The 22,656-nt window shown below is 52.3% G+C and carries 16 protein-coding genes; 6 read left to right on the plus strand and 10 right to left on the minus strand.

The genetic code is table 11. From position 1 onward, the window contains the following. The first annotated feature begins 146 nt into the window (after positions 1–146). Complete coding sequence (locus tag PAT9B_RS14425; RefSeq protein WP_013510012.1) at positions 147–5,000, plus strand: hypothetical protein; 4,854 nt, start codon at positions 147–149, stop codon at positions 4,998–5,000. 68 nt (positions 5,001–5,068) lie between these two features. Here PAT9B_RS14425 and nudK read toward each other — a convergent pair whose 3' ends face one another. From nudK to PAT9B_RS14465, 8 genes are all read right to left on the minus strand, one after another. Beyond that, positions 5,069–5,647 carry a GDP-mannose pyrophosphatase NudK gene (gene nudK / locus PAT9B_RS14430; RefSeq protein ID WP_013510013.1) on the minus strand — a complete coding sequence of 193 codons (579 nt, stop codon included), beginning with the start codon at positions 5,645–5,647 and terminating at the stop codon, positions 5,069–5,071. Between the two features lie 156 nt (positions 5,648–5,803). Continuing rightward, a complete protein-coding gene (gene napC / locus PAT9B_RS14435) occupies positions 5,804–6,388 on the minus strand; it encodes a cytochrome c-type protein NapC (protein ID WP_013510014.1) in 585 nt (194 codons plus the stop codon). After that, positions 6,385–6,816, minus strand: coding sequence for a nitrate reductase cytochrome c-type subunit (napB, locus tag PAT9B_RS14440; protein ID WP_013510015.1), 432 nt, complete (start codon positions 6,814–6,816; stop codon positions 6,385–6,387). Before napB ends, napC begins: the two co-directional genes overlap by 4 nt. Before the next feature lie 11 nt (positions 6,817–6,827). After that, on the minus strand, positions 6,828–9,314 hold the full coding sequence (gene napA, locus PAT9B_RS14445) for a nitrate reductase catalytic subunit NapA (protein WP_013510016.1): 2,487 nt from the start codon (positions 9,312–9,314) through the stop codon (positions 6,828–6,830). Beyond that, a complete protein-coding gene (locus PAT9B_RS14450) occupies positions 9,305–9,589 on the minus strand; it encodes a chaperone NapD (RefSeq protein WP_013510017.1) in 285 nt (94 codons plus the stop codon). The genes napA and PAT9B_RS14450 overlap by 10 nt, the downstream gene beginning before the upstream one ends. Next, positions 9,576–10,049, minus strand: coding sequence for a ferredoxin-type protein NapF (napF, locus tag PAT9B_RS29720; RefSeq protein ID WP_013510018.1), 474 nt, complete (start codon positions 10,047–10,049; stop codon positions 9,576–9,578). The genes PAT9B_RS14450 and napF overlap by 14 nt, the downstream gene beginning before the upstream one ends. 219 nt (positions 10,050–10,268) lie before the next feature. Further along, a complete protein-coding gene (gene ansP / locus PAT9B_RS14460; RefSeq protein ID WP_013510019.1) occupies positions 10,269–11,771 on the minus strand; it encodes an L-asparagine permease in 1,503 nt (500 codons plus the stop codon). Positions 11,772–12,044: 273 nt separating this feature from the next. Further along, complete coding sequence (locus PAT9B_RS14465; protein ID WP_013510020.1) at positions 12,045–12,317, minus strand: YdgH/BhsA/McbA-like domain containing protein; 273 nt, start codon at positions 12,315–12,317, stop codon at positions 12,045–12,047. Between the two features lie 244 nt (positions 12,318–12,561). Between PAT9B_RS14465 and narQ the strand changes: the two genes are divergently transcribed. The 3 genes from narQ to acrD all read left to right on the plus strand — a co-directional run bounded on the left by narQ (position 12,562) and on the right by acrD (position 18,226). Beyond that, positions 12,562–14,250, plus strand: a complete 1,689-nt coding sequence (gene narQ, locus PAT9B_RS14470) for a nitrate/nitrite two-component system sensor histidine kinase NarQ (RefSeq protein ID WP_041525831.1) — start codon at positions 12,562–12,564, stop codon at positions 14,248–14,250. A 31-nt stretch (positions 14,251–14,281) separates the two neighbouring features. Continuing rightward, entirely contained in the window at positions 14,282–14,914 is a 633-nt protein-coding gene (locus PAT9B_RS14475) for a response regulator (RefSeq protein WP_013510022.1), read from the plus strand. A 195-nt stretch (positions 14,915–15,109) separates the two neighbouring features. Then, positions 15,110–18,226 (plus strand): multidrug efflux RND transporter permease AcrD, encoded by a 3,117-nt coding sequence (gene acrD / locus PAT9B_RS14480; RefSeq protein WP_013510023.1) that lies wholly within the window; start codon positions 15,110–15,112, stop codon positions 18,224–18,226. Positions 18,227–18,326: 100 nt separating this feature from the next. On the opposite strand, the gene ypfM is transcribed toward acrD, so the two are convergent. Together ypfM and katG are read right to left on the minus strand one after the other, a co-directional pair. Then, the gene (gene ypfM, locus PAT9B_RS31460) at positions 18,327–18,386 is read right to left on the minus strand and encodes a protein YpfM (RefSeq protein WP_139810981.1); all 60 of its coding nucleotides are present in this window, start codon (positions 18,384–18,386) and stop codon (positions 18,327–18,329) included. Positions 18,387–18,763: 377 nt separating this feature from the next. Continuing rightward, complete coding sequence (katG, locus tag PAT9B_RS14485; RefSeq protein WP_013510024.1) at positions 18,764–20,929, minus strand: catalase/peroxidase HPI; 2,166 nt, start codon at positions 20,927–20,929, stop codon at positions 18,764–18,766. A 225-nt stretch (positions 20,930–21,154) separates the two neighbouring features. Here katG and PAT9B_RS14490 point away from each other — a divergent pair, with 225 nt between their 5' ends. Next, entirely contained in the window at positions 21,155–21,514 is a 360-nt protein-coding gene (locus PAT9B_RS14490) for an ArsC family reductase (protein WP_013510025.1), read from the plus strand. 1 nt (position 21,515) lies between these two features. After that, positions 21,516–22,643: a succinyl-diaminopimelate desuccinylase gene (gene dapE, locus PAT9B_RS14495; RefSeq protein ID WP_013510026.1), complete on the plus strand. Its 1,128-nt coding sequence runs from the start codon at positions 21,516–21,518 to the stop codon at positions 22,641–22,643. Positions 22,644–22,656 lie beyond the last annotated feature (13 nt).

The following is a 22,656-nucleotide window of genomic DNA, read 5'->3' on the forward strand; positions in this document are numbered from 1 at the left end:
ATTGTGCGGATTTGACAAATCGTCACATTATCGCCGTAGCGGGTCAGGTATTTTTATCACTGGAAAAGTGTTATTGCCCGGCTTCACGCGACTGGCGAAGCAAGCATGGCAATTAAATGCGTTATCATCAGGGAAGAGGATGAATTATGCCAAACAATACGGTTTGCAAACCATTTAATACATCGATCACTGCCTCACCAGAAATATCGACTACAACGTCTGCGGTAATGGACAGAATAACCACTGTTAATCCCAATAGCACCTTGCCTTACAGTCAATGCAGTGTGCAATCATTAGCATCAACATCAAGGCCAACATGGGTGGCCCCCTCTTCATCCTATGATAATGTTATTTCGTCAACCAGCCCAGGAGGCTTTACTCTCCAGCCCGCGGTTGATGGTAGCCGAGCGCTCAACGGCGAAAGAATCATAGGACGAATAACCAAACTCTCTGACTTTGTCGGGGGCATCACGACTGTAGTAAAAACCATGGCAGACTCGTCCAACCCGATGGTATCCCAATACCGCAATTCCATTCTGGATTTGGAAAGACAAAATACAGAAGTGAAAAGAAATATACGTGATAAAGCACGTAAAACATACGAAATAAATATCAACACAGTCAAAAAACTACTTGGAACTATCAATAACTATGACCTCAGGCAATTCTTTAACTCAATACTCGCCATTCATGAAGCAAAAACCAGCAAGATATTCAAAGAAAGGATAGCAGCCATAGATATCTATGTGGACATGTGTGAAAAACAGCCAAATAACACAGATGGCCTTAAATATTTATGGCTCGGAATTATTGATGAAAAAGAGAATCCCATAAGAGAATTCTTAACCAAATTTGACTTATGGAATGACTTTGAAGCTAACGTTAAACATATGCTCGATAAAATTGATGATAGCTTCATGGCACGACATCGCGAGTTATATGATGAATTAATGACACTATGCAGCCCACAGACTCACGCACAGGAAAATGCTAATGTTTTTTTTCACCAACTTTGCCATCTGTGCTTCATGGAACATAGCGTCACCGCAGCGATAACATCACTACAGAAAAACGAAGGATTAACCGAGGTATTAAAATGTACAGAACACGGAAAAAAATTACTAAAAAAACTTAACAATTACACCTTATTAATTGATTTGGAAACAAGAAAAAAAACAAACACTTATCTCAAAACCGAAATAGCAGCAAAACATCAGAAACAGGAAGCAGCGAAAAAATCAGGAAATTTAATAAAACTTTGCAGGTCTATTAAACAAGCATTTAGCTCATCACTGAGCATACAAGACTTAAAAAGTGAGCTAAAAGCATCCGAAACCTTAAGTCTTGAAATTTCAATCGCTAAAGATGCTGGATTTAAAAGTTTACATGACATCTCTCGTTCACGCATCGAACATACATTTAATGAGTTAAAGCCAAATAAAGAGACCTGCGATAATGTGATAAGTGCAATCGGTCTATCCAGGGAAGCGACCAGAGTCACCCCTGAATTTATGACTGAAGACTTACAGATATCTGAGGCAATTTGCGTGGCCAATGCACTGTATCACGCGCGTCAGGTGGCAGATAATCTCCATGATCTGGAACAGTTATATCGGGTCATGAGAAAAAAATTCCTGCATCCCGACGTCATCGACAAACTCACTTTTAGCCGTACCGACCATCAGGGTCACGTCATTATAAAACCGTTAATGCTGGCTGCTTTACATCAGTGTTCAGCTGTTCCTGAAATGGACTGGATTGCACAGAGGAACATTTTACTGGGGTTTGCCGACCCTCAACACGTCACAGGTATTGATGCCAGCGCACAAACATTCAACCTTTACGATAACTATGAAGCCAATCTTTTGGTTAAACTTGATCATTTCGATCATATCAAACGGGTAATTTCAGAAAAAATAAATAAGAAAACCTTAAAAATCCGATTTCAACAAAGCATTGAACATGACCGCCATCTTATTAAACTGTTAAATAACAATATCACGCCCGAGGTGCGACAGGAAATAGCCACCAATATGGTGAATTTTCTGCTGAGTGACGGTGATTATGCTGATGCCGATATCAAGCCGATTGTTTTTCGCACAAACCTTGCCCGTTTGTTTAAGCTGACACCACAAAAATTCCTCAGAGACCTGGATAAAATTAACTATTCGCCATCACATCATTTTGCGCATCATGAAAAAAAAGTAGATAACCTCCTCACGTCAAAGCAAATGAGTGCTATTGATCATTTGGTCGTAATTTTTCAGCATCTCCACGAGACGGTTTCTGAAACGAATAAGACGCTTTACTTTGCCGATGAATTATTAGAAGAAGTCACATTTTCTGACCTCACCGAATTCAGCACCACAGAACAGAAAGCGTTAAAAAAGGAATTCGCCGAGCTAACAGATCGTTTATATGAACAACCTTATGATGGCCAGCTAAAAAACCAGCTTAAAGAGAAAGCGGAGACTATCCTTGAGGCCGTGAACCTGAAAAGATTATGCTCCGCAGGTAATGAAAGGTCGTTGAACAAAATAACCCACCTGCAAAATTATTTTGCCTCTTTCCGCACACGCGATATTCGCCACTTCTATGATTTGATGGAGGAGATGGGGCTTCCTCTTCATCACAGCAGTCAGGAAAACGTCACACAATATCTGACTGAAATATTAGGTCAAGGGCAAACAGATGAAAGCTATTGTAGTAAAGCCATGTCCGTTATCCTACGGGAATTATTTTCTTCTCCGCTTCTGTCAGAATTGCACAACACCCCACAAAGCCTGCAATCGGCTGAGCAACTCGATAATCTTACCAAACAATATTTAGACAACATAGACAATATATTGCAGCAGATAATAGAAAAAAACCTGGCCCCCTTTAGCCCCGACAGCAAACAAGTTGATCGTAACCTGCAAGCAATTTGCAGAATAATTGATGACCCTGAGGCTATCGAAGCCTCGCTGAACGAATTTATTATTAAACCCAATATAAAAGACACCCGTGAAAAGAAGACGCGCTTGACACCAGAACACTATCAAACGCTTAAAAACGGATTGTATGATCTCTTTAAGCTGGGCAGTGACAACTTCGATGCGGACAGAGATAAATTATTTGAAAGCATGAAAGCATCCGCGATAGCAACTGGCGAAAATTACACCCGATATGTCTATAACGCCTATCTAAACCTAAAGCAAACATACGATAACCAACAAGCCAAAAAGGAAAATGAAATTTACAATGAAATCATCAACCTTGATCTGGAGAAAGGCATTCCGGCTCTTATTAGGCGGGATCATAGAGATGTAAAAAAGGTCAAGACGGCCAGGCAGGCTAAAGAAACCTTTATCTTAGGAAAAATGAATGCCGCAAGCCACGCTGACTTCCTGAAAAAATTAAACGATATGCACCAGCTTTCCACTTCATTATACTTTCAGTTTATTCGTCTTAAAGCCGGACTGTTAGTTGCGACTGAAATCCGTGAGGATGAAATCACCTACCAAAATAAAAGAATTAAAGATATCGCCTTTTCTCAGGCTGCAAGCGAGAGGCATGCATTGATGCAACAAGGCGCCTACTTTTCTCAAGCTGAGATCGATATGGCAAAATACCGGGCTAATTGTGAGCGGGAAGATTCCAAAAAAGAGCAACGACGTGTAGACGACAGAAATGCACGAGATGTCTGGAACCATGATATGAAGATAGCGTCAAATGCATTTCTTGCCCGGATCAAAGAGTTTTCCGATGAATTTGCCTACTGGTGGCAGCCAGTGTATATCGTCTTTAAAACAAACGTGACCGATACGCATAAATCAGTCATTATTTTTTCCAACGGACAGCTTTTCCAAAGCGAACATTCCCAGACATATGATGGTGCTATTACCATGCTGCGGGTGAAGAATGTCGATATCAGAAATGATAAAAGGGAGCTGGTTCAGGATAAAATCACCAACCTCATTAAGAAATATGTTCCTGGCTTTAAATTTGAAAATACCGAAAGGACACGCACGGAAGTGGACCACAAAATCATGGTGGAAATCGAGAATGATAAGGATTGCCAGCAGCAGCAAGCTGCCGCTATCACAAAAACACAAACAGTCAGCACAAAAGTCGTGGTAAACACGCTAGGTGCTAATTATACCTTTGGCCACCCTGAATATTACCCCAGCCCAAACGAACCCCAGTACGTGTATAAAGAAATCTTCTTTCAGCCGGCAACGTCACCGGTACTCTCACCCCCGGTAATGGCAAAAATCAATGAAGAAAAGCAGACCTGGTTACCATCAGAGGCTACTCTCCCTGCGTCATTATCCCATGATGCTTCCCCCACTGCGGTAGCATCAACATCCAGAGAAACCAGGCCATCCGGCCCCATTGTTGATGGTTTGAGAGAATCGGTCAGTATTTTTACGCAATGGCGCGACCCAAACTTACATTTTTCTGACTCTGCCATGGAACAGATACAGGTGCATCTCTCACAGACCATTCAAAGAGATATCATGACGATAAACAGTGATAACCAAATCACCTGCTTTTACCCGGATGGAAGACATGTTTTATTTGACCAAAAACTTGATATTTCTGACAGGGATGCGAAGCAAGGAAATTATTCGTCAGTGTTGGCGGACCATATAATGAAAGATGTCCTTGAAGGGAAAACAGTCTTGTTACGCGAAGATCAACACCACCAATTCAATGCAATTCAGGTTCAGCTAACGGATGCAGGCTATATATCGAGCATGATTCCGCACAGCCCTGAATTGCGTGACGCTGTTATTAACAGTAAATTAAATGACTTACCAAAATCGCTGATTCCTGCCGTGCAAACAATATTTCCCGCAGTCATGAATGCTGGTTACAGCGCCATATTTGACGCCAAACCGGAACATGCTATTTCATCTTACACCTTGCAACGGGCATTTCTGGAACAATTGAATAAAACGGATGAACAAGCCAATGATGAGAATTTGCCTGGCCCTTCCGGTTACGGCGCTCATTAAGCCGTGACACCCTCCCTGAAGTGGCTTCAATTATCGCACCACTTCAGGGATTAATTAATGGGCAGACATCAGGCGCGTAACCATCCCGCCAGTTGCGCATGTTGCAGCAACATAATGGTTTTACCATCGCGGATACGGCCATTTTTCACCATCGCCAGCGCTTCGGGAAAACTCAGTTCCAACACGGTAATCTCTTCATCTTCCACCCCGCCACCTTTATTGGCGCGCTGCGCTTCGCTGTATTCAGCGGCGAAAAAGTGCAGAATTTCGGTAACGCCACCGGGTGACATATAGGCTTCCCAGAGTTTTTCCACTTTCCCGACCTGGTAACCGGTCTCCTCGATGGCTTCCTTACGGATGCAGTCTTCCGGGGTATCGTCGTCCAGCAAGCCAGCGCAGGTTTCAATCAGCTCTCCGCTCTCATTGCCGTTCAGGTAAGTCGCGATACGAAACTGACGCGTCAGCACCACGCTGTTTTTTTCACGGTTATACAACAGAATAGTGGCACCGTTACCACGGTCGTAGACTTCACGTCGGTGACGCAGCACTTCGCCATTGTTGCGGGTGATTTCGTAGGTAAAGTTGCGCAGCACAAACCAGTTTTCTGACAGCAACTTGTCTTTAATGATGTTGATCTTTAACGGCATGATCACTCCACTGCAAATTTTGAGGGAGCCTGAAATAGTAAAACGATATGGTGGGGAAAACTATCTGAATTGTTTGTCACAGAGAACAAAAGAGCGCAATAAATTGCGCCGCTACGCACCTTTCTCGTAGCGGCGCGGTTTACCGCGCTATAAACATCAAAACCCGTTTTTTTCCTCTTTCATGTCGGGCAGGTGATGCGCAATCCCTTTATGGCAGTCGATACAGGTTTTACCTTCCTCCACCGCTTTGGTATGCATTTTCGCCGCCACGGTCTTCTGCGCCGTGAAATCCATATACTCAAAGTTATGGCAGTTGCGACAGGCCTGCGAATTGTTGTTCCGCATCCTGCGCCATTCGTTCTGTGCCAGTTCGAGCCGCTTTTCCTCAAACTTCTCTGGCGTATCGACAATGCCAAACAGCTTGGCGTAAACCTCTTTACTGGCTTCGAGTTTACGCCACATCTTCGGTCCCCACTCATGCGGTACGTGGCAATCCGGGCAGGTGGCACGCACGCCGCTGCGGTTGTTGTAGTGCACCGTCTGCATATATTCCTGATAGACGTTGTTACGCATTTCATGGCAACCAATGCAGAATTGCTCGCGGTTGGTCATCTCCAGGCCGGTGTTAAAGCCGCCCCAGAAGATGATACCACCCGCAAAACCAATCAACAGCAGAGTGCCCAGCGCCAGACGGCTGGGACGCCGCCACCAGCGCCAAATACGCATGATCATCTGTTTCATTGACCAAAGCCCTCTGCCGGACGGAAGGTGTTTTCTACCACCGGTTTGGCATCGGTCTGCGGCACATGACATTGCAGACAAAAGTAGCGACGCGGTGACACCGAACTGCTAACCAGCCCATCACGATCGGTAAAGTGGGTCGGGCTGACGCGTGGCGCACCGGTAGTGAGATAACTTTGCGTGCCGTGGCATTGCAGGCAGCGGTTAACGTTCTTCGTCACCTGGTAGCCATCCACGCTGTGTGGGATCACGGGCGGCTGATTGACGTAGTTCAGCGGTTTGCGCCCCTGCTCTTTGGGCTGATGGATGGTGCCCTGCTGCGTCGCCGTCACCTCCGGTGACCGTTGCAGATCTACGCCATTATCGGCCCAGACCGCGCCACCCAGCATCAGGGCGGCGCATGTAAGAAGTGTGATAAGAGGTTTCATTGCATCCTGCCTTAAATTTTCACCAGCTTGACGGCGCATTTTTTGTAATCGGTCTGCTTCGAGAGCGGGTCAGTGGCGTCCAGCGTGATATTGTTGACCAGCACTCCGGCATCAAAAAACGGTGTAAACACCAGTCCCTGGGGCGGCTGATTGCGACCACGCGTCTCGACGGTGGCCATCGCTTCACCACGTCTCGACACCACACGAACCTTCTCGCCCCGGCGCAGACCGCGCGCTTTGGCATCAAGCGGATGGATATACAGCAGCGCCTGCGGCACCGCGCGGTGCAGTTCCGGCACGCGGCGCGTCATGGTGCCGGTATGCCAGTGCTCCAGCACGCGGCCGGTACAGAACCACAGATCATATTCCGCATCCGGGGATTCTGCGGGCGGCTCGTAAGGCAGGGCAAAAATCGTGGCTTTACCGTCTGGTTTGCCGTAAAAACGCACGCCTTCGCCGGCTTTAACGTAGCTGTCATGACCTTCGCGATAACGCCAGCGTGTCTCTTTACCGTCGACCACCGGCCAGCGCAGGCCACGCGCCTGATGATAGGCATCAAAGGGGGCCAGATCGTGACCGTGACCTCGGCCAAAGCTGGCATACTCTTCAAATAACCCTTTTTGCAGATAGAAACCGAAAGCGCGCGCGTCGTCGTTCAGTTGGTCGTCTGCAACCTCACTTAGCGGGAACTGGTTGACCTGGCCGTTGGCGAACAGCACGTCATACAGGGTCTTATCACGCAACGCGGGTTCCTGCGCCAGCAGCGCTTCTGGCCAGACGTCCGCCACACGAAAGCGCTTCGAGAAGTTAACCAATTGCCAGAGATCCGATTTCGCCTCGCCCGGCGCTTTCACCTGCTGATGCCAGAATTGGGTGCGGCGTTCAGCGTTGCCATAAGCACCCTCTTTTTCTACCCACATGGCGGTAGGCAAAATCAAATCAGCCGACAGTGCGCTGACGGTCGGATACGGGTCCGACACCACCACAAAGTTGCGCTCGTCACGCCAGCCCGGCATACGTTCCTGCGTCAGGTTGGGTCCGGCCTGCATGTTGTTGTTGCACATCGACCAATAGACGTTGATTTTGCCGTCCTTTAACGCCCGGTCCTGCGCCACCGCGTGATAGCCGGGTTTGGCCGGAATAGTGCCTGACGGCAGTTTCCACAGCTTTTCTGCCAGCGCGCGATGCTTGTCATTGGTCACCACCATATCGGCAGGCAGTCGATGGGAGAAAGTACCCACTTCACGTGCGGTCCCACAGGCTGAAGGCTGGCCGGTGAGCGAGAAAGGCCCGGTGCCCGGGCGCGAGATTTTTCCGGTCAACAGATGCAGGTTGTAGACCAGGTTGTTGGCCCACACGCCACGTGTATGCTGGTTGAACCCCATCGTCCAGTACGAGACAACGTTAATCTTTGGATCGGCATACAACTCGGCCAGCTTCACCAGCTGATCCTGCTCGACGCCACTCATCGCACTGGCTTTTTCCAGCGTGTATTCCGCGACAAACTTCGCGTATTCGTCGAAGTTAATCGGGGTAGAGGCATCGCTGTCCGGGTTCTTCGCTCTGGCCTGACGTGGGTCGGACGGACGCAGACCATAGCCGATGTCGGTTGCCCCCTGACGCAGCGTGACGTGGTTTGCCAGGAAGGTTTTATCCACCTTGCCGTTCTGAATGATGTAGTTGGCGATAAAGTTGAGGATCACCAGATCGGTCTGCGGGACAAACACCATGCCGTTATCCGCCAGTTCAAAGCTGCGGTGGCGATAGGTCGACAACACCGCAACCTTGACGTTTTCATTGCTCAACCGGCGCGCCGTGACACGTGACCAGAGGATCGGGTGCATCTCAGCCATGTTCGATCCCCACAACACGAACGCATCGGCCTGCTCAATATCGTCATAGCAGCCCATCGGCTCATCCATGCCAAAGGTGCGCATAAAGCCGACGACGGCCGACGCCATACAGTGACGCGCATTCGGATCGAGGTTATTGCTGCGGAAACCGGCTTTCATCAGCTTTGAGGCGGCATAGCCTTCCCACAGCGTCCATTGACCCGAACCGAACATGCCGATAGATTCCGGCCCATTGGCCTTGAGCGCCGCCTTGAACTTCTCTTCCATGATGTCGAACGCCTGGTCCCAACTGACAGGCGTGAATTCACCGTTTTTATCGAAACGGCCATCGGTCATACGCAGTAACGGCTGGGTAAGACGATCCTTGCCATACATAATCTTTGGCAGGAAGTATCCTTTGATGCAGTTAAGGCCACGGTTCACCTCGGCCTGCGGATCCCCCTGCGACGCCACGACGCGACCCTCCTGGGTGCCCACCAGCACGCCGCAACCGGTGCCGCAAAAACGGCAAGGTGCTTTTTCCCAGCGGATGGGAGCAGCCAGCGATGTGGCGGCTTTGGTCACGGAAGGAATCACTAATCCGGCAGCAGCCGCCGCAGCAGCCGCTGCATTGGCTTTCATAAAATCACGACGACTCAGTTGCATACGATTTCCCTGGCAAGTTCTTGCGATTCATCCTGCTGGTGATACACCAGCGATACCGCCAACACGCCGGGTATATTGCGGGTGGCTTCAATATTGTTGAGTAGCGCGGCACTGTCGGAGGCAGCCAGCGTGACGGCCAGAGTGCCGCGCGCAGCATCCTGCGCCGCAATATCGCTGTCGGCCCAGCTCAGTAGCTCTTGCGTGACCGCAGCCAGTGCGCTGGGTCGCGCCTGAATCACCAGGCCACAGACGTGCCAGCTGTTATTCGGGTTCATGATGTAATCCTGTGGCGGATACCGGACATGGCGCGATACATGCGCCACAACCGGTACAGTGCTGTGGTGTAGTTTCGGGCTGTGCAATGCCGTGGGCGGTGAGGCGAAACACGATCGCCTGCTGCGCGCAGCTCTCCTGGCAACTGCGGCAATCCACGCCCTGAAAGCTGAGGCAATGGTGACTGATGCGGATACGCTGCTGCCAGGGGCGTTGCTCACGCGGATGAAACAACGGCTGTGGGCATGCATCGACACAGGCGGCGCAGAAGGTACATTCACCCCGTTGAAAATCGAGCTGTGGAAACGCCCCGGCGCGCAGTTGCACAATCTGCGTTTCACAGGCAGTTACGCAGTGACCACAACCGTCACATCCCGCCTGGTGACGCCACCACGGCAAAGCGATCGCCCCGGTGACAGCGTTACGCTGCCCGGTAAAGAATGCGCGTCGTGACAACACCATCGGAATACCTTAATTCGGGTTAGAAAATTAGGGCGTAAAATAACCTGATAGTATTAAGGGCTATATCACCCGAAAGGAGTAATTCCCGGGACAGGATCAAGGGGGGAGCAGATGGCGATCAGACCGGTCTTGAAGCGAGAAAAATCGGGAGTTTACCTGAGCTAAAAAACAAAAAAAGGCCGCCAAACCGGCAGCCTTTTATTCACACATTCTCGACGTTTAGCGGGAAGACTCTTCCGCCAGTGTGCGCGGTGCGTCATCCTGATCATCAACATGATGATCATGCTCTTTCATGGCTTCCTCGTGTACACGCTTACGCACACCGAACCAGCCCAGAATCAGCACCACGGCAATCAGCGGAATGGAAGCAATAGTGTAAGTACCATTCGGATAGTCAAACGCCATCAGCACCAGTACGCTCGCCAGGAACAGCAGCGTCAGCCATGAAGTGACCGGTGCCCACGGCAGTTTGAAGCTGACATCTTCCGCTTTGCCTTCTTTGATCGCTTTGCGCAGACGCATCTGGCAAACCACGATAAAGCCCCACGAAGAGATGATGCCCAGCGATGCCACGTTGAGGACGATCTCAAACACCTGCGAGGGTACGTAGTAGTTCAGCACTACACCTACCACATAAACCGCGATGGTGACCAGGATACCGGCAAAGGGCACCTGCTGGCCGCTCATCTTCGACATAAACTTCGGCGCAGAACCGCCCATCGACATTGAACGCAGAATACGACCGGTGGAATACAGACCTGAGTTCAGGCTGGATAACGCCGCGCTCAGCACCACGATATTCATGACGCTGCCGATGTAAGGCACACCCAATTTAGAGAAGAAGGTCACGAACGGACTCTGTCCTGCCTGATACGCATTCCACGGCAGCAGCAGTACCAGCAACACCACCGAACCGACATAGAACAGGCCGATACGCCAGATCACGCTGTTGATGGCTTTTGGCAGCATGGTTTTCGGGTCTTTACACTCACCCGCCGCCGTCCCGACTAACTCGATAGAGGCAAAGGCAAACACCACCCCTTGTACCAGTACCAGCGCCGGTAACAGGCCATGCGGGAACAAGCCGCCGTTATCGGTTATCAGGTGGAAACCGGTGGCGTTGCCGTCCAGCGGCTTGCCGCTGCCGAGGAACACCACACCGACCACCAGAAATACCACAATCGCCAGCACCTTAATCAGCGCAAACCAGAACTCCATCTCGGCGAACCACTTCACACCGATCATGTTCATGGTGCCAACAATGGCCAGCGCGCCAAGGGCAAACACCCACTGGGGTACATCACCAAACGCACCCCAGTAATGCATGTACAGCGCAACGGCAGTGATATCGACGATACCGGTCATTGCCCAGTTAACAAAGTACATCCAGCCCGCCACATATGACGCTTTTTCCCCAAGGAATTCACGCGCATAGGAAACAAAGCTGCCGCTGGAAGGACGGTGTAACACCAGCTCGCCCAACGCACGCAGAATGAAGAAAGAGAAGATACCGCACACCAGATACACCAGTGCCAGAGCCGGGCCCGCCATCTGCAGGCGCGCACCTGCGCCTAAAAACAGCCCCGTACCAATAGCACCACCGATAGCGATCATTTGAACCTGACGGTTACCCATGGCTTTCTGGTAACCGGTGTCGTGGGAATTAAGCCAGCGTCGTTTCGCAGCGCGTTGTTCGGCTGCGGTTTTTTTAGTAGGTTTCATAGCTTTCCTGTTTATCCTGACCATCAATCACCGGCTTACCAAACGTTTGCGTAGCACGGTGCGAAATGGGGTAAAACCCCGGTTGCAGGCGGCGGAACGATGTCGCGCGGCAATCCGGGAAATTACGGCGATGAATCCTACCCGTTCTGCAAGAACGAAGCAAAATATACCGCCAGATTGCACAGAATGAATTGAGATAATCCTTCTCAGTGCACAAAAAAACCGGCCAGCGGATGCTGGCCGGTTAAGATTGCGACAGAAAAAAGCGGGGAATTAGCGATAAATCTCGGCAGTGCCACTCCACATGCTGGAGTCACCCGGATTTTGTACACCGATAACCCGGTAATGGCTGGCACCCTGCTCTTGCGCTTTAAGTGACAACTGACGGGTAGCATCATCCAGCGAGCCGCTGACACCGCTCACCGAGACGCTGCCCATACTTTGCATATTTTGTGTTTGATCCGCGTTTACGGCTGTCGCGGCCAGCGAGCTAAAACTTGCGACGGCTAGCAGTGCACCAGCCAGAACAGCATATCGAGTCTTCATGGGATGCTCCTGTTGTCTTGCGGGGGAAACCGACGGCCTACGCAAAAAGTATTAGCCAGCCAGCAGAAAGCGGAATGACGCAAGCGGTAAAGCTGTTCAATTTTTCGACAACGGTGTCAGATTTATCCTGGGAAATGTAAATTGCGGTTACTTTATGTGCGAAGAGTAACTTGATGTAGCGAGATTACATCGCCGCCATGACAGCGCTGCTCTATAATTCCGCGCTCATAACAGGGTTTTTATCGTGATGGTTAAACGTCCCGTAATTCGCACTATCGCCCGCGCGCTGAGCGCGATTGTTCTGCTGTCGCTGCTCACCTCTGGTCTGGCGTTGATGACGCTTTCCAGTAGCTTACGCGATGCCGAGACGGTCAATGTTGCCGGTTCACTGCGTATGCAGATTTATCGCCTCGCCTGGGATAGCACGCGCGATCCACAACAACTGGCGCATCATATTCGGTTATATGAGCTCACCCTGGACTCCCCGGCATTAAGCAATCTGGAGCGGCCGTGGGTGCCTGTTGAAGTGCAAAATCGCTATCACTATCTCCGGGATAACTGGCCAGAATTAGAGCAGCGGTTACACACGGAAAATACTCAGGTTTATCAACAGCAAGTCGCCAGTTACGTTAGTGAAATTAATCGATTTGTGTTGGCCGTACAGCATTATGCCGAGCTAAAAATGCATCTGGTGGTTGCCAGCAGCCTGTTTGGGTTTCTGGCGATTGTCGGGCTGGCTTTGTGGACCATCCGCTTTCTGCGCCGCAACGTGCTGGGCCCCCTCAACTCGCTGGTCACCGCCAGCCAATACATCGAGCAAACCCGATTCAGCTTTCCACCACTGCCGGTGGAACAGCCCAACGAACTCGGCGTGCTGGCCCATGCCTTCACCGCGATGGCCGCCAGACTACAATCACACTATCGCCTGCTGGAAGATGCCGTGCAGGAGAAGACCGAAAGCCTGACGCAGGCGAACCGCACGCTGTCGTTGCTGTATGAAAGCTCACAAATGCTGACCAGCAGCGCGCTCAACCCGGATGTTTTTCAGGGTTTGATCGAGCAACTCAAGCAGCGCGAGGGGTTTAACGTGGTGGTGCTGGAGAGTGAGAACCAGACCTTCTGCGCGGGCAACAGTGATGCCACCCGTCCCTGGCAACGCCTGACATTGCGCCAGGATGAGCAACCCTTCGGCGAGTTGCGTTGGCAATCGCCTCAGCCCACCAATTCCGGCGAGATGATGCAAAGTCTGGCCAATATGCTGGCTCGCGCTCTGTGGGTGTGGCAGACACAAAAGCAATACCAGCAAATGATGTTGATTGAAGAACGCGCAACCATCGCCCGCGAACTTCACGATTCGCTGGCTCAGTCACTCTCCTTTTTACGCATTCAGCTTACTCTGTTACGACGCACAGTAGATGGCAGCCAACTGGAAGCGCAGAGTATTATCAGTGAGTTTGACCGGGCACTGGCGGACGCCTATCAGCAGCTCCGTGAGTTGCTGACCACCTTCCGCCTGACCATTGAACAGGCCGATTTGGTGGCAGCGATGCAGGCAATGATTGTTCCCTTACAGGAGCAATCCAGGGCGGCAATCCAGTTTAACTATCAACCGGGGCTGCAAAGCCTTGATGCGCAGCAGCAGGTACATGTGTTGCAGATTGCGCGCGAGGCCTTACTCAACGCCATCCGCCATGCCGACGCGCAGCAAATCATTATTTGCTATCAGCGCGTCGCGGAGGAGGATCATCTTTTAACCATTGAAGATGATGGAATTGGCATTCGCAGCACCGAAGAACCGCCGGGCCATTATGGCCTGACGATTATGGCAGAACGCGCAACGCGCCTTTCCGGCACGCTGCTGATTACCCCGCAGGAGCGCGGCACGCGTGTAACCTTACGTTTTCCGCCTCGCCCGGCTTACCTGCTGGAATAACGCGATACATGGACTGTTAATTGGAGAGAATATGGACCAGCCAAAACTGACCATCATGATAGTAGATGACCATCCCTTAATGCGCCGTGGCATTCGCCAGTTGCTGGCGCTGGAACCCAGACTTCAGGTGGTGGCCGAGGCCAATAATGGGACGGAAGCGCTGGCCGAGGCCCGTCGCTTGTCGCCGGATGTCATTCTGCTCGACCTGAATATGAAAGGCATGTCCGGGTTGGATACGCTAAAAGCGTTGCGTCATGAGGAGATCTCCGCCCGCATCCTGGTGTTGACCGTTTCTGACGCACGTAATGACATCTATGCCATGATCGATGCCGGGGCCGATGGCTATTTACTGAAGGACAGTGAACCGGAGCTGCTGCTGCAACAGATCTTGTCGGGAGCACAGGGGGAAACCGTGTTCAGTGAAGTGGTCGAAGAGTATCTCGCCAATCGACCACACAGCGCCAATCCGTTCCGCGAGTTAACCGAACGTGAACTGGATGTGTTACAGGAAGTCGCGCGCGGCCTGTCGAATAAAGAGATCGCCACCACGCTGCATATCTCTGAAGAGACGGTAAAAGTGCACATTCGCAATCTGCTACGAAAATTGGATGTCCGCTCGCGCGTGGCCGCGACGGTACTGTGGCTGGAGAGCCGCAATGTCTAGCACATCACATAAAACCGTCGGGACATTTACACTTTCTCCATAATTTCTCCACGATTATCTAATTTGCGCCGCGTAGAGTAGGCAGCGGCAGGAGATTCCCCGAGATAGCGCATCCCCTCCGCCAGCGTGAACCCAACAGGGTTCACGCTTCTGATAATAAAAGTAAAAAACACGCAGCTGAGGAGTGTCGGTTCCATGTCGAATTTTTTTATCGACCGCCCCATTTTTGCCTGGGTTCTGGCGATTTTGCTTTGCCTGTGCGGCACGCTGGCGATTATCTCGCTGCCGATTGAGCAATACCCCGACCTCGCGCCGCCCAACGTGCGCATTACCGCTAACTATCCCGGTGCCTCAGCAGAAACGCTGGAAAATACCGTTACCCAGGTGATCGAGCAGAACATGACCGGCATCGATAACCTGATGTACATGTCCTCGAACAGCAGCAATACCGGTCAGGCACAAATCACCCTCACCTTCACCGCAGGCACCGATCCGGACGAAGCGCGCCAGCAGGTCCAGAATCAGTTACAGACCGCATTACGCCAACTGCCGTCAGCGGTACAGTCCCAGGGGGTAACCGTCAATAAAACCGGTGACAGTAATATCCTGATGATTGCGTTTGTTTCTACCGACGGAAGTATGGACAAACAGGATATTTCAGATTATGTCGCCAGTAACATTGAAGATCCGCTCAGCCGTATTGATGGTGTAGGTGAAGTCGATGCCTACGGTTCGCAATATTCCATGCGTATCTGGCTCGATCCCAACAAACTGAACGCCTATGCGCTGACGACCGATGATGTCGTCAGCGCCATTGAGTCGCAGAACGCCCAGGTGGCCGTCGGCCAATTGGGAGGACTCCCCTCCGTAGAGAAACAGGCGCTGAACGCGACGGTCAATGCCCAATCAATGCTGCAAACTCCGGAGCAGTTCAAGGCCATCACGCTGAAAACCAATAGCGATGGCTCGGTTGTGACCGTGGGCGATGTCGCCGATGTGGCGATGGGCGCAGAGAAATATGACTATCTCAGCCGCTACAATGGCCAGGCGGCATCCGGCCTTGGCATCAAACTGGCCTCCGGTGCCAACGAGATGAACACCGATAAACTGGTGCGCGCCCGTATTGCCGAGTTGTCGCAATACTTTCCCCACGGGCTGGAAGCCAAAGTCGCCTACGAAACCACGCCGTTTGTGAAAGCCTCCATTACCGACGTGGTGAAAACGTTGCTGGAAGCCATCCTGCTGGTATTCCTGGTAATGTATCTGTTCATGCAGAACTTCCGCGCCACGCTGATCCCCACCATTGCGGTGCCGGTGGTATTGCTTGGCACCTTTGCCGTGCTCTATGCCTGTGGCTACAGCATCAACACCCTGACCATGTTTGCCACAGTGCTGGCGATCGGTTTGCTGGTGGATGACGCCATTGTGGTGGTGGAAAACGTCGAACGTCTGATGAGCGAGGAAGGGCTTTCACCCCGCGCCGCCACCCGCAAATCCATGGGGCAGATTCAGGGGGCGCTGGTCGGAATCGCGCTGGTGCTTTCGGCGGTGTTTGTGCCGATGGCATTCTTCGGCGGCACCGTCGGGGCGATCTACCGTCAGTTCTCCATCACCATCGTCTCCGCGATGATTTTGTCGGTGCTGGTGGCGTTGATCCTGACCCCTGCGCTCTGTGCCACCCTGCTAAAACCGCTCGAAAAAGGCCAGCATCATGGCCGACGTGGCTTCTTCGGCTGGTTCAACCGTCATTTCAACGCCAATGCTGCACGATATGAACGCGGCGTGGCGCGTATTCTGGTCAAAAGTGGTCGCTGGATGTTGCTCTATCTGGCGATTATTGGCGTGATGGCGTTTATGTTTATCCATCTGCCGACATCGTTTCTTCCGCAGGAAGACCGCGGTGTGTTTCTGACGCAGGTCCAACTCCCGGCGGGTGCCACGCTGCAACAAACGTCCAACGTGGTGGCTAAGGTGGAAGAGTATTATATGACCGCCGAGAAAGATAACGTCCTGTCGGTGTTTTCCACCATCGGTGCAGGTCCTGGCGGTAACGGGCAAAACGTGGCGCGTATGTTTATCCGCCTGAAGGATTGGGAGGATCGCCCCGGCTCCGACCGTACCTCGTTTGCCATCATCGATCGCGCAACCAAAGCCTTCAACAAAATCAGAGAAGCGCGGGTCATCGCCAGCAGTCCACCGGCGATTACCGGCCTCGGCAGTTCATCCGGTTTTGACCTGGAAATCCAGGACCATGGTGGCATTGGCCATACGGCATTGATGGCGATGCGCGATAAGTTACTGGATGCTGCAGCGCGCGATCCGGCGCTGTCTCGCGTGCGGCATAATGGTCTGGATGACAGCCCACAGTTGCAAATTGACGTTGACCAGCGGAAAGCGCAGGCCTTGGGCGTTTCGGTGGACACCATCAATGACACCCTGACCACCGCCTGGGGTTCGACCTATGTGAATGACTTTATCGATCGTGGTCGCGTGAAGAAAGTCTATGTGCAGGCCGCACCGGAATACCGCATGCTGCCCGACGACATCAACAAATGGTACGTGCGTAATTCCAGCGGTACCATGGTGCCCTTCTCCGCTTTCGCCACCAGCCGCTGGGAAGTTGGCTCACCGCGACTGGAGCGTTACAACGGCTATTCCTCACTGGAAATTGTCGGTGAAGCGGCAAATGGCGTCAGCAGCGGGACAGCCATGGATGCGATGGAGAAACTGGTCAGTCAGTTGCCTATGGGCATAGGCTTCCAGTGGACCGGCGCCTCTTATCAGGAACGTCTCTCCGGTTCACAGGCCCCGGCGCTGTATGCCATCTCATTGCTGGTGGTGTTCCTGAGTTTGGCAGCGCTGTATGAAAGTTGGTCGATCCCGTTCTCGGTGATGCTGGTGGTGCCGCTTGGCGTGGTGGGGGCGTTGCTCGCCACCTGGTTACGTGGACTGGAAAATGACGTCTATTTCCAGGTCGGGCTACTGACGGTAATTGGCCTGTCGGCCAAGAACGCCATTCTGATTGTTGAATTTGCCAATGAGATCAACAGCAAAGGACGCGAGTTGATTGAATCGACGCTGGAAGCTTCACGCCAGCGTCTGCGTCCGATCCTGATGACATCGCTGGCGTTTATCTTCGGTGTGTTGCCGATGGCGATCAGTGCCGGAGCCGGTTCCGGGAGCCAGCATGCGGTGGGGACTGGCGTGATGGGGGGGATGATCTCAGCGACGGTGCTGGCAATCTTCTTTGTGCCGTTGTTCTTCGTGCTGGTACGCCGCCGCTTCCCGCTAAAAGAGAAGCCGCATGACTAGCATGTAGCAGAAATAAATAAGGCAGCCTGTGGCTGCCTTATTTACGTATTGGTAAGAATTACAGCAAGTTGGGGATTTGCCCTGCTTTTCTCTTCACGTATTACTTACGTAACATCGCGTCAATAAATTCTTTCCAGTTCCCCAGTTCAGTGTCAACCATAATACCCTCTCTTATTGTGCTGGCGATAATACGCCGTTTTTTTCTACAGGTGAATACGTTTCCACCTGTTATCTGTATCGGCAAAAGCACACAAAAGCGTTAATTTGCTCAAAATGCGTACTGACGCACATTTCAGCAAACCCCTAACGTAACGGGAGAAATTTCCTGATGACAAGGCGTAGCACATTTTTCTGGTTAGGATAATTCTGATCATGCTTATGGTGCAGAAGGGAATTATTCAGGACGTTAATGAAAGCGGTTACTGGTCCTGATTCAGGGTGTGCGGAAGAGTAAATAAAAACAGCGCGATAAATCGCGCTGTGGCAAAACCAATCGACATTAGACTTCCGGGCAGCCCCGGAAGTCCGCTGGATGCTTTAGAAACGATCAAGGTTCATCACTTTGGTCCAGGCGGCCACGAAGTCGTGCACAAACTTCTCGCGACCATCGCTGCTGCCATACACTTCCGCCAGCGCGCGCAGGATAGCGTTTGAACCGAACACCAGGTCAGCGCGGGTGGCGCTATATTTAGCGACACCGCTGCTGCGGTCACGCCCTTCATACAGACCTTTCGCCTGATCGACCGCTTTCCATTCGGTCCCCATGTCGAGCAGATTGACAAAGAAGTCATTGCTCAACACGCCTTTACTCGCGGTAAACACGCCGTGTTCACTGCCATCAAAGTTGGCACCCAGCACACGCAAGCCCCCTACCAGCGCCGTCATCTCCGGTGCGGTCAGGGTCAGTTGCTGTGCTTTGTCGATCAGCTGCGTTTCCGCTTCCTGGCTGGTACCCGCACGCTGATAGTTACGGAAACCATCGTAGCCAGGTTCCAGCAGTGCAAATGCCTCAACATCCGTCTGTTCCTGTGTCGCATCGACACGCCCGGCGGTGAACGGCACTTTAACCGCCACATTAGCTGCCTGCGCGGCCTGCTCAACACCAACCACACCGGCCAGCACAATCACATCGGCCAGCGAAGCTTTACCGGATGCCTGCTGAATGGCTTTCAGTTTTGCCAAGGCAGGCTGGATACCCGCATTCACTTCCCAGCTATTTTGCGGCGCTAAGGCCACGCGTGCACCATTGGCACCACCACGTTTATCGCCACCACGGAAGGTCGAGGCAGAAGCCCAGGCCACCGCAACCAACTCACCTACGGTCAGACCGGCTTCGGCAATCGCCGTTTTCAGGTGATCAATATCGGCTGCGGTCGGATTGTGTGACGGATTCGGCAGCGGATCTTGCCAAATCAGCGCTTCTTTCGGCACTTCCGGGCCTAAGTAACGTGCAATCGGCCCCATATCACGGTGGGTCAGTTTGAACCACGCGCGGGCAAAGGCTTCATTAAACGCCTGCGGATTGTTAAGGAAACGGCGCGAGATCTTCTCGAATTCCGGATCAAAACGCAGCGTCAGGTCGGTTACCAGCATGGTCGGCTTACGTTTTTTCGCCGGATCAAACGGGTCAGGGATGATCTCCGGTCCGTCTACCGCTTCGTACTGAATCGCCCCGGCCGGGCTGTGAGTTTTCACCCATTCATATTTGAACAGGTTCTCAAAGAAGTAGTTGCTCCACTGCGTCGGGGTTTGCGTCCATACCACTTCGAGGCCCGAGGTGATGGCGTCCGCGCCAACACCGCTGTTGTAGCTGCTTTGCCAGCCAAAGCCCTGAGATTCCAGCGGAGCCGCTTCCGGTTCTGCACCAACGTGGCTGGCCGCACCGGCACCGTGGGTTTTACCCAGCGTATGACCACCGGCAATCAGCGCCACGGTTTCTTCATCGTCCATGCCCATATTGCCAAAAGTGGCACGGATAGCCGGGGCCGCCGAGGCCGGATCGCCACTGGCGTTCGGACCTTCCGGGTTGACGTAAATCAGACCCATTTCGGTGGCAGAGAGCGGATTTTTTGCCAGCGCTTCCGGGTCACGGTGGGCCAGCCAGGCTTTCTCATCACCCCAGTTCACATCCAGATCCGGTTCCCACACATCTTCACGTCCGGCACCAAAACCGAAGGTGCGGAACCCGGCGTTTTCCAGCGCCACGTTACCCGCAAGGATATACAGGTCTGCCCAGGAAATTTTCTGACCGTATTTCTGTTTCACCGGCCACAACAGGCGACGGGCTTTATCCAGGCTGACGTTATCCGGCCAGGAGTTCAGCGGCGAAAAGCGCTGCTGACCGCGGCCAGAACCGCCACGTCCATCAGTCATGCGGTAAGTCCCCGCGCTATGCCAGGCCATACGAATAAACAAACCGGCATAGTTGCCCCAGTCGGCAGGCCACCAGGGCTGAGAGTCGGTGAGCAGCGCTTTCAGATCGGCTTTCAGGGCAAAATAGTCAAGCTGGCTAAAGGCTTCGCGGTAATTGAAGTCTTCACCGAGGGGATTCGAACGATTGGAATGCTGATTCAGTAAATCGACACGTAACTGCTTGGGCCACCAGTCACGGTTGTTAGTTCCACCGCCCGCCGCAGGCAAGTCTGCACCCTGATGAAAGGGGCATTTAGCTGCTGTCGGGTTTGTTTCGTTTGAATTGCTCATGTTGCTCTCCGCTTTTTTAATTTGCGACTAGATTAAAACACCTCAATTGATAGGTAATACTCGTTTAGATCAAACGATTTGATAGTTATTATCTTTATACAATAGCGGGCCTGGGCTTAATTGCCAGCGAGGATACGAGATCGCTGTTATCCCGTCTGGCAACCTTGTTACAATCCCTGGCCTGGCACGCAATCTATCTTCACGCTAAAAGAGTAGTCAAATACTATGTTCCAGCTCTACGGCATTAAAAATTGTGACACCATTAAAAAAGCCCGCCGATATTTAGAGGCATCTGGCATTGATTATCGCTTCCATGATTACCGGGTAGATGGCGTGGACGATGCGTTGTTGCAGTCGTTTATTGACAAGCTTGGCTATGAGCCGCTGCTCAATACGCGCGGCACCACCTGGCGTAAGTTGCCCGAGGCAGAGCGCGCAGCAGTGCAAAATGCTGACAGCGCCAAAGCCATCATGCTGGCACAACCTGCCGTCATCAAGCGCCCGGTGCTGGCAGCAGCCAATGGCGATCTGCTGGTTGGCTTTAATGAATCCCTTTATCACGCGTTTATCCAGGAGAAGTCATAACATGTTCTGTCCGGTTATTGAGCTGGCTCAGCAGCTGATTCGCCGCCCTTCCCTCAGTCCGGATGATGCGGGTTGCCAGGCGCTGCTGATTGCCCGATTGGAGGCGATTGGCTTCCAGGTGGAGCCGATGCACATTGGCGATACCCTTAACTTCTGGGCAACGCGTGGTCAGGGTGAGACCCTGGCATTTGCCGGTCATACCGACGTGGTGCCACCTGGTGATGCCAACCGTTGGATTAACCCACCGTTCGAGCCAACCATCCGTGATGGCATGTTGTTTGGTCGTGGTGCTGCGGATATGAAAGGCTCACTGGCGGCAATGGTGGTGGCGGCGGAACGCTTTGTCGCGGCCCATCCCAATCATCAAGGGCGGTTGGCCTTTTTGATCACTTCTGATGAAGAAGCCAGCGCCGTCAACGGCACGGTGAAGGTGGTCGAACGCCTGATGGCGCGTAATGAACGCATGGACTACTGCCTGGTGGGTGAGCCATCCAGTACCGAAGTGGTCGGCGATGTGGTGAAAAATGGCCGTCGCGGCTCCATCACCGCTAACCTGACCATTCACGGCGTGCAGGGTCACGTGGCTTACCCACACCTCGCAGACAACCCGGTGCATCGCGCCATGCCCGCGCTGAATGAACTGGTGGCTACCGAGTGGGATCAGGGCAATGAATTCTTCCCGCCCACCAGCATGCAGATTGCCAACGTCAAAGCGGGCACCGGCAGCAACAACGTGATTCCCGGCGAATTTTTTGTCCAGTTCAACTTCCGCTTCAGCACCGAACTGACCGATCAGATGATCCGCGAGCGCGTGGCCGCCCTGCTGGATCGCCACCAACTGCGCTACACGCTGGAGTGGAATCTTTCCGGCCAGCCGTTCCTGACTTCACGTGGCAAGCTGGTGGATGCCGTGGTGAACGCGGTAGCACACTATAATGAGATCAAGCCGCAGTTGCTGACCACCGGCGGTACCTCCGACGGACGCTTTATCGCTCGTATGGGCGCGCAGGTGGTAGAACTCGGCCCGGTGAACGCCACCATTCATAAAATCAATGAATGCGTGAAGGCGTCAGATTTGCAGATGCTGAGCCGCATGTATCAGCGCATCATGGAACAACTGATCGCCTGAGAATACGCATAAG

This window comes from Pantoea sp. At-9b, from assembly GCF_000175935.2.
In the GTDB taxonomy this organism is placed as follows: Bacteria; Pseudomonadota; Gammaproteobacteria; order Enterobacterales; family Enterobacteriaceae; genus Pantoea.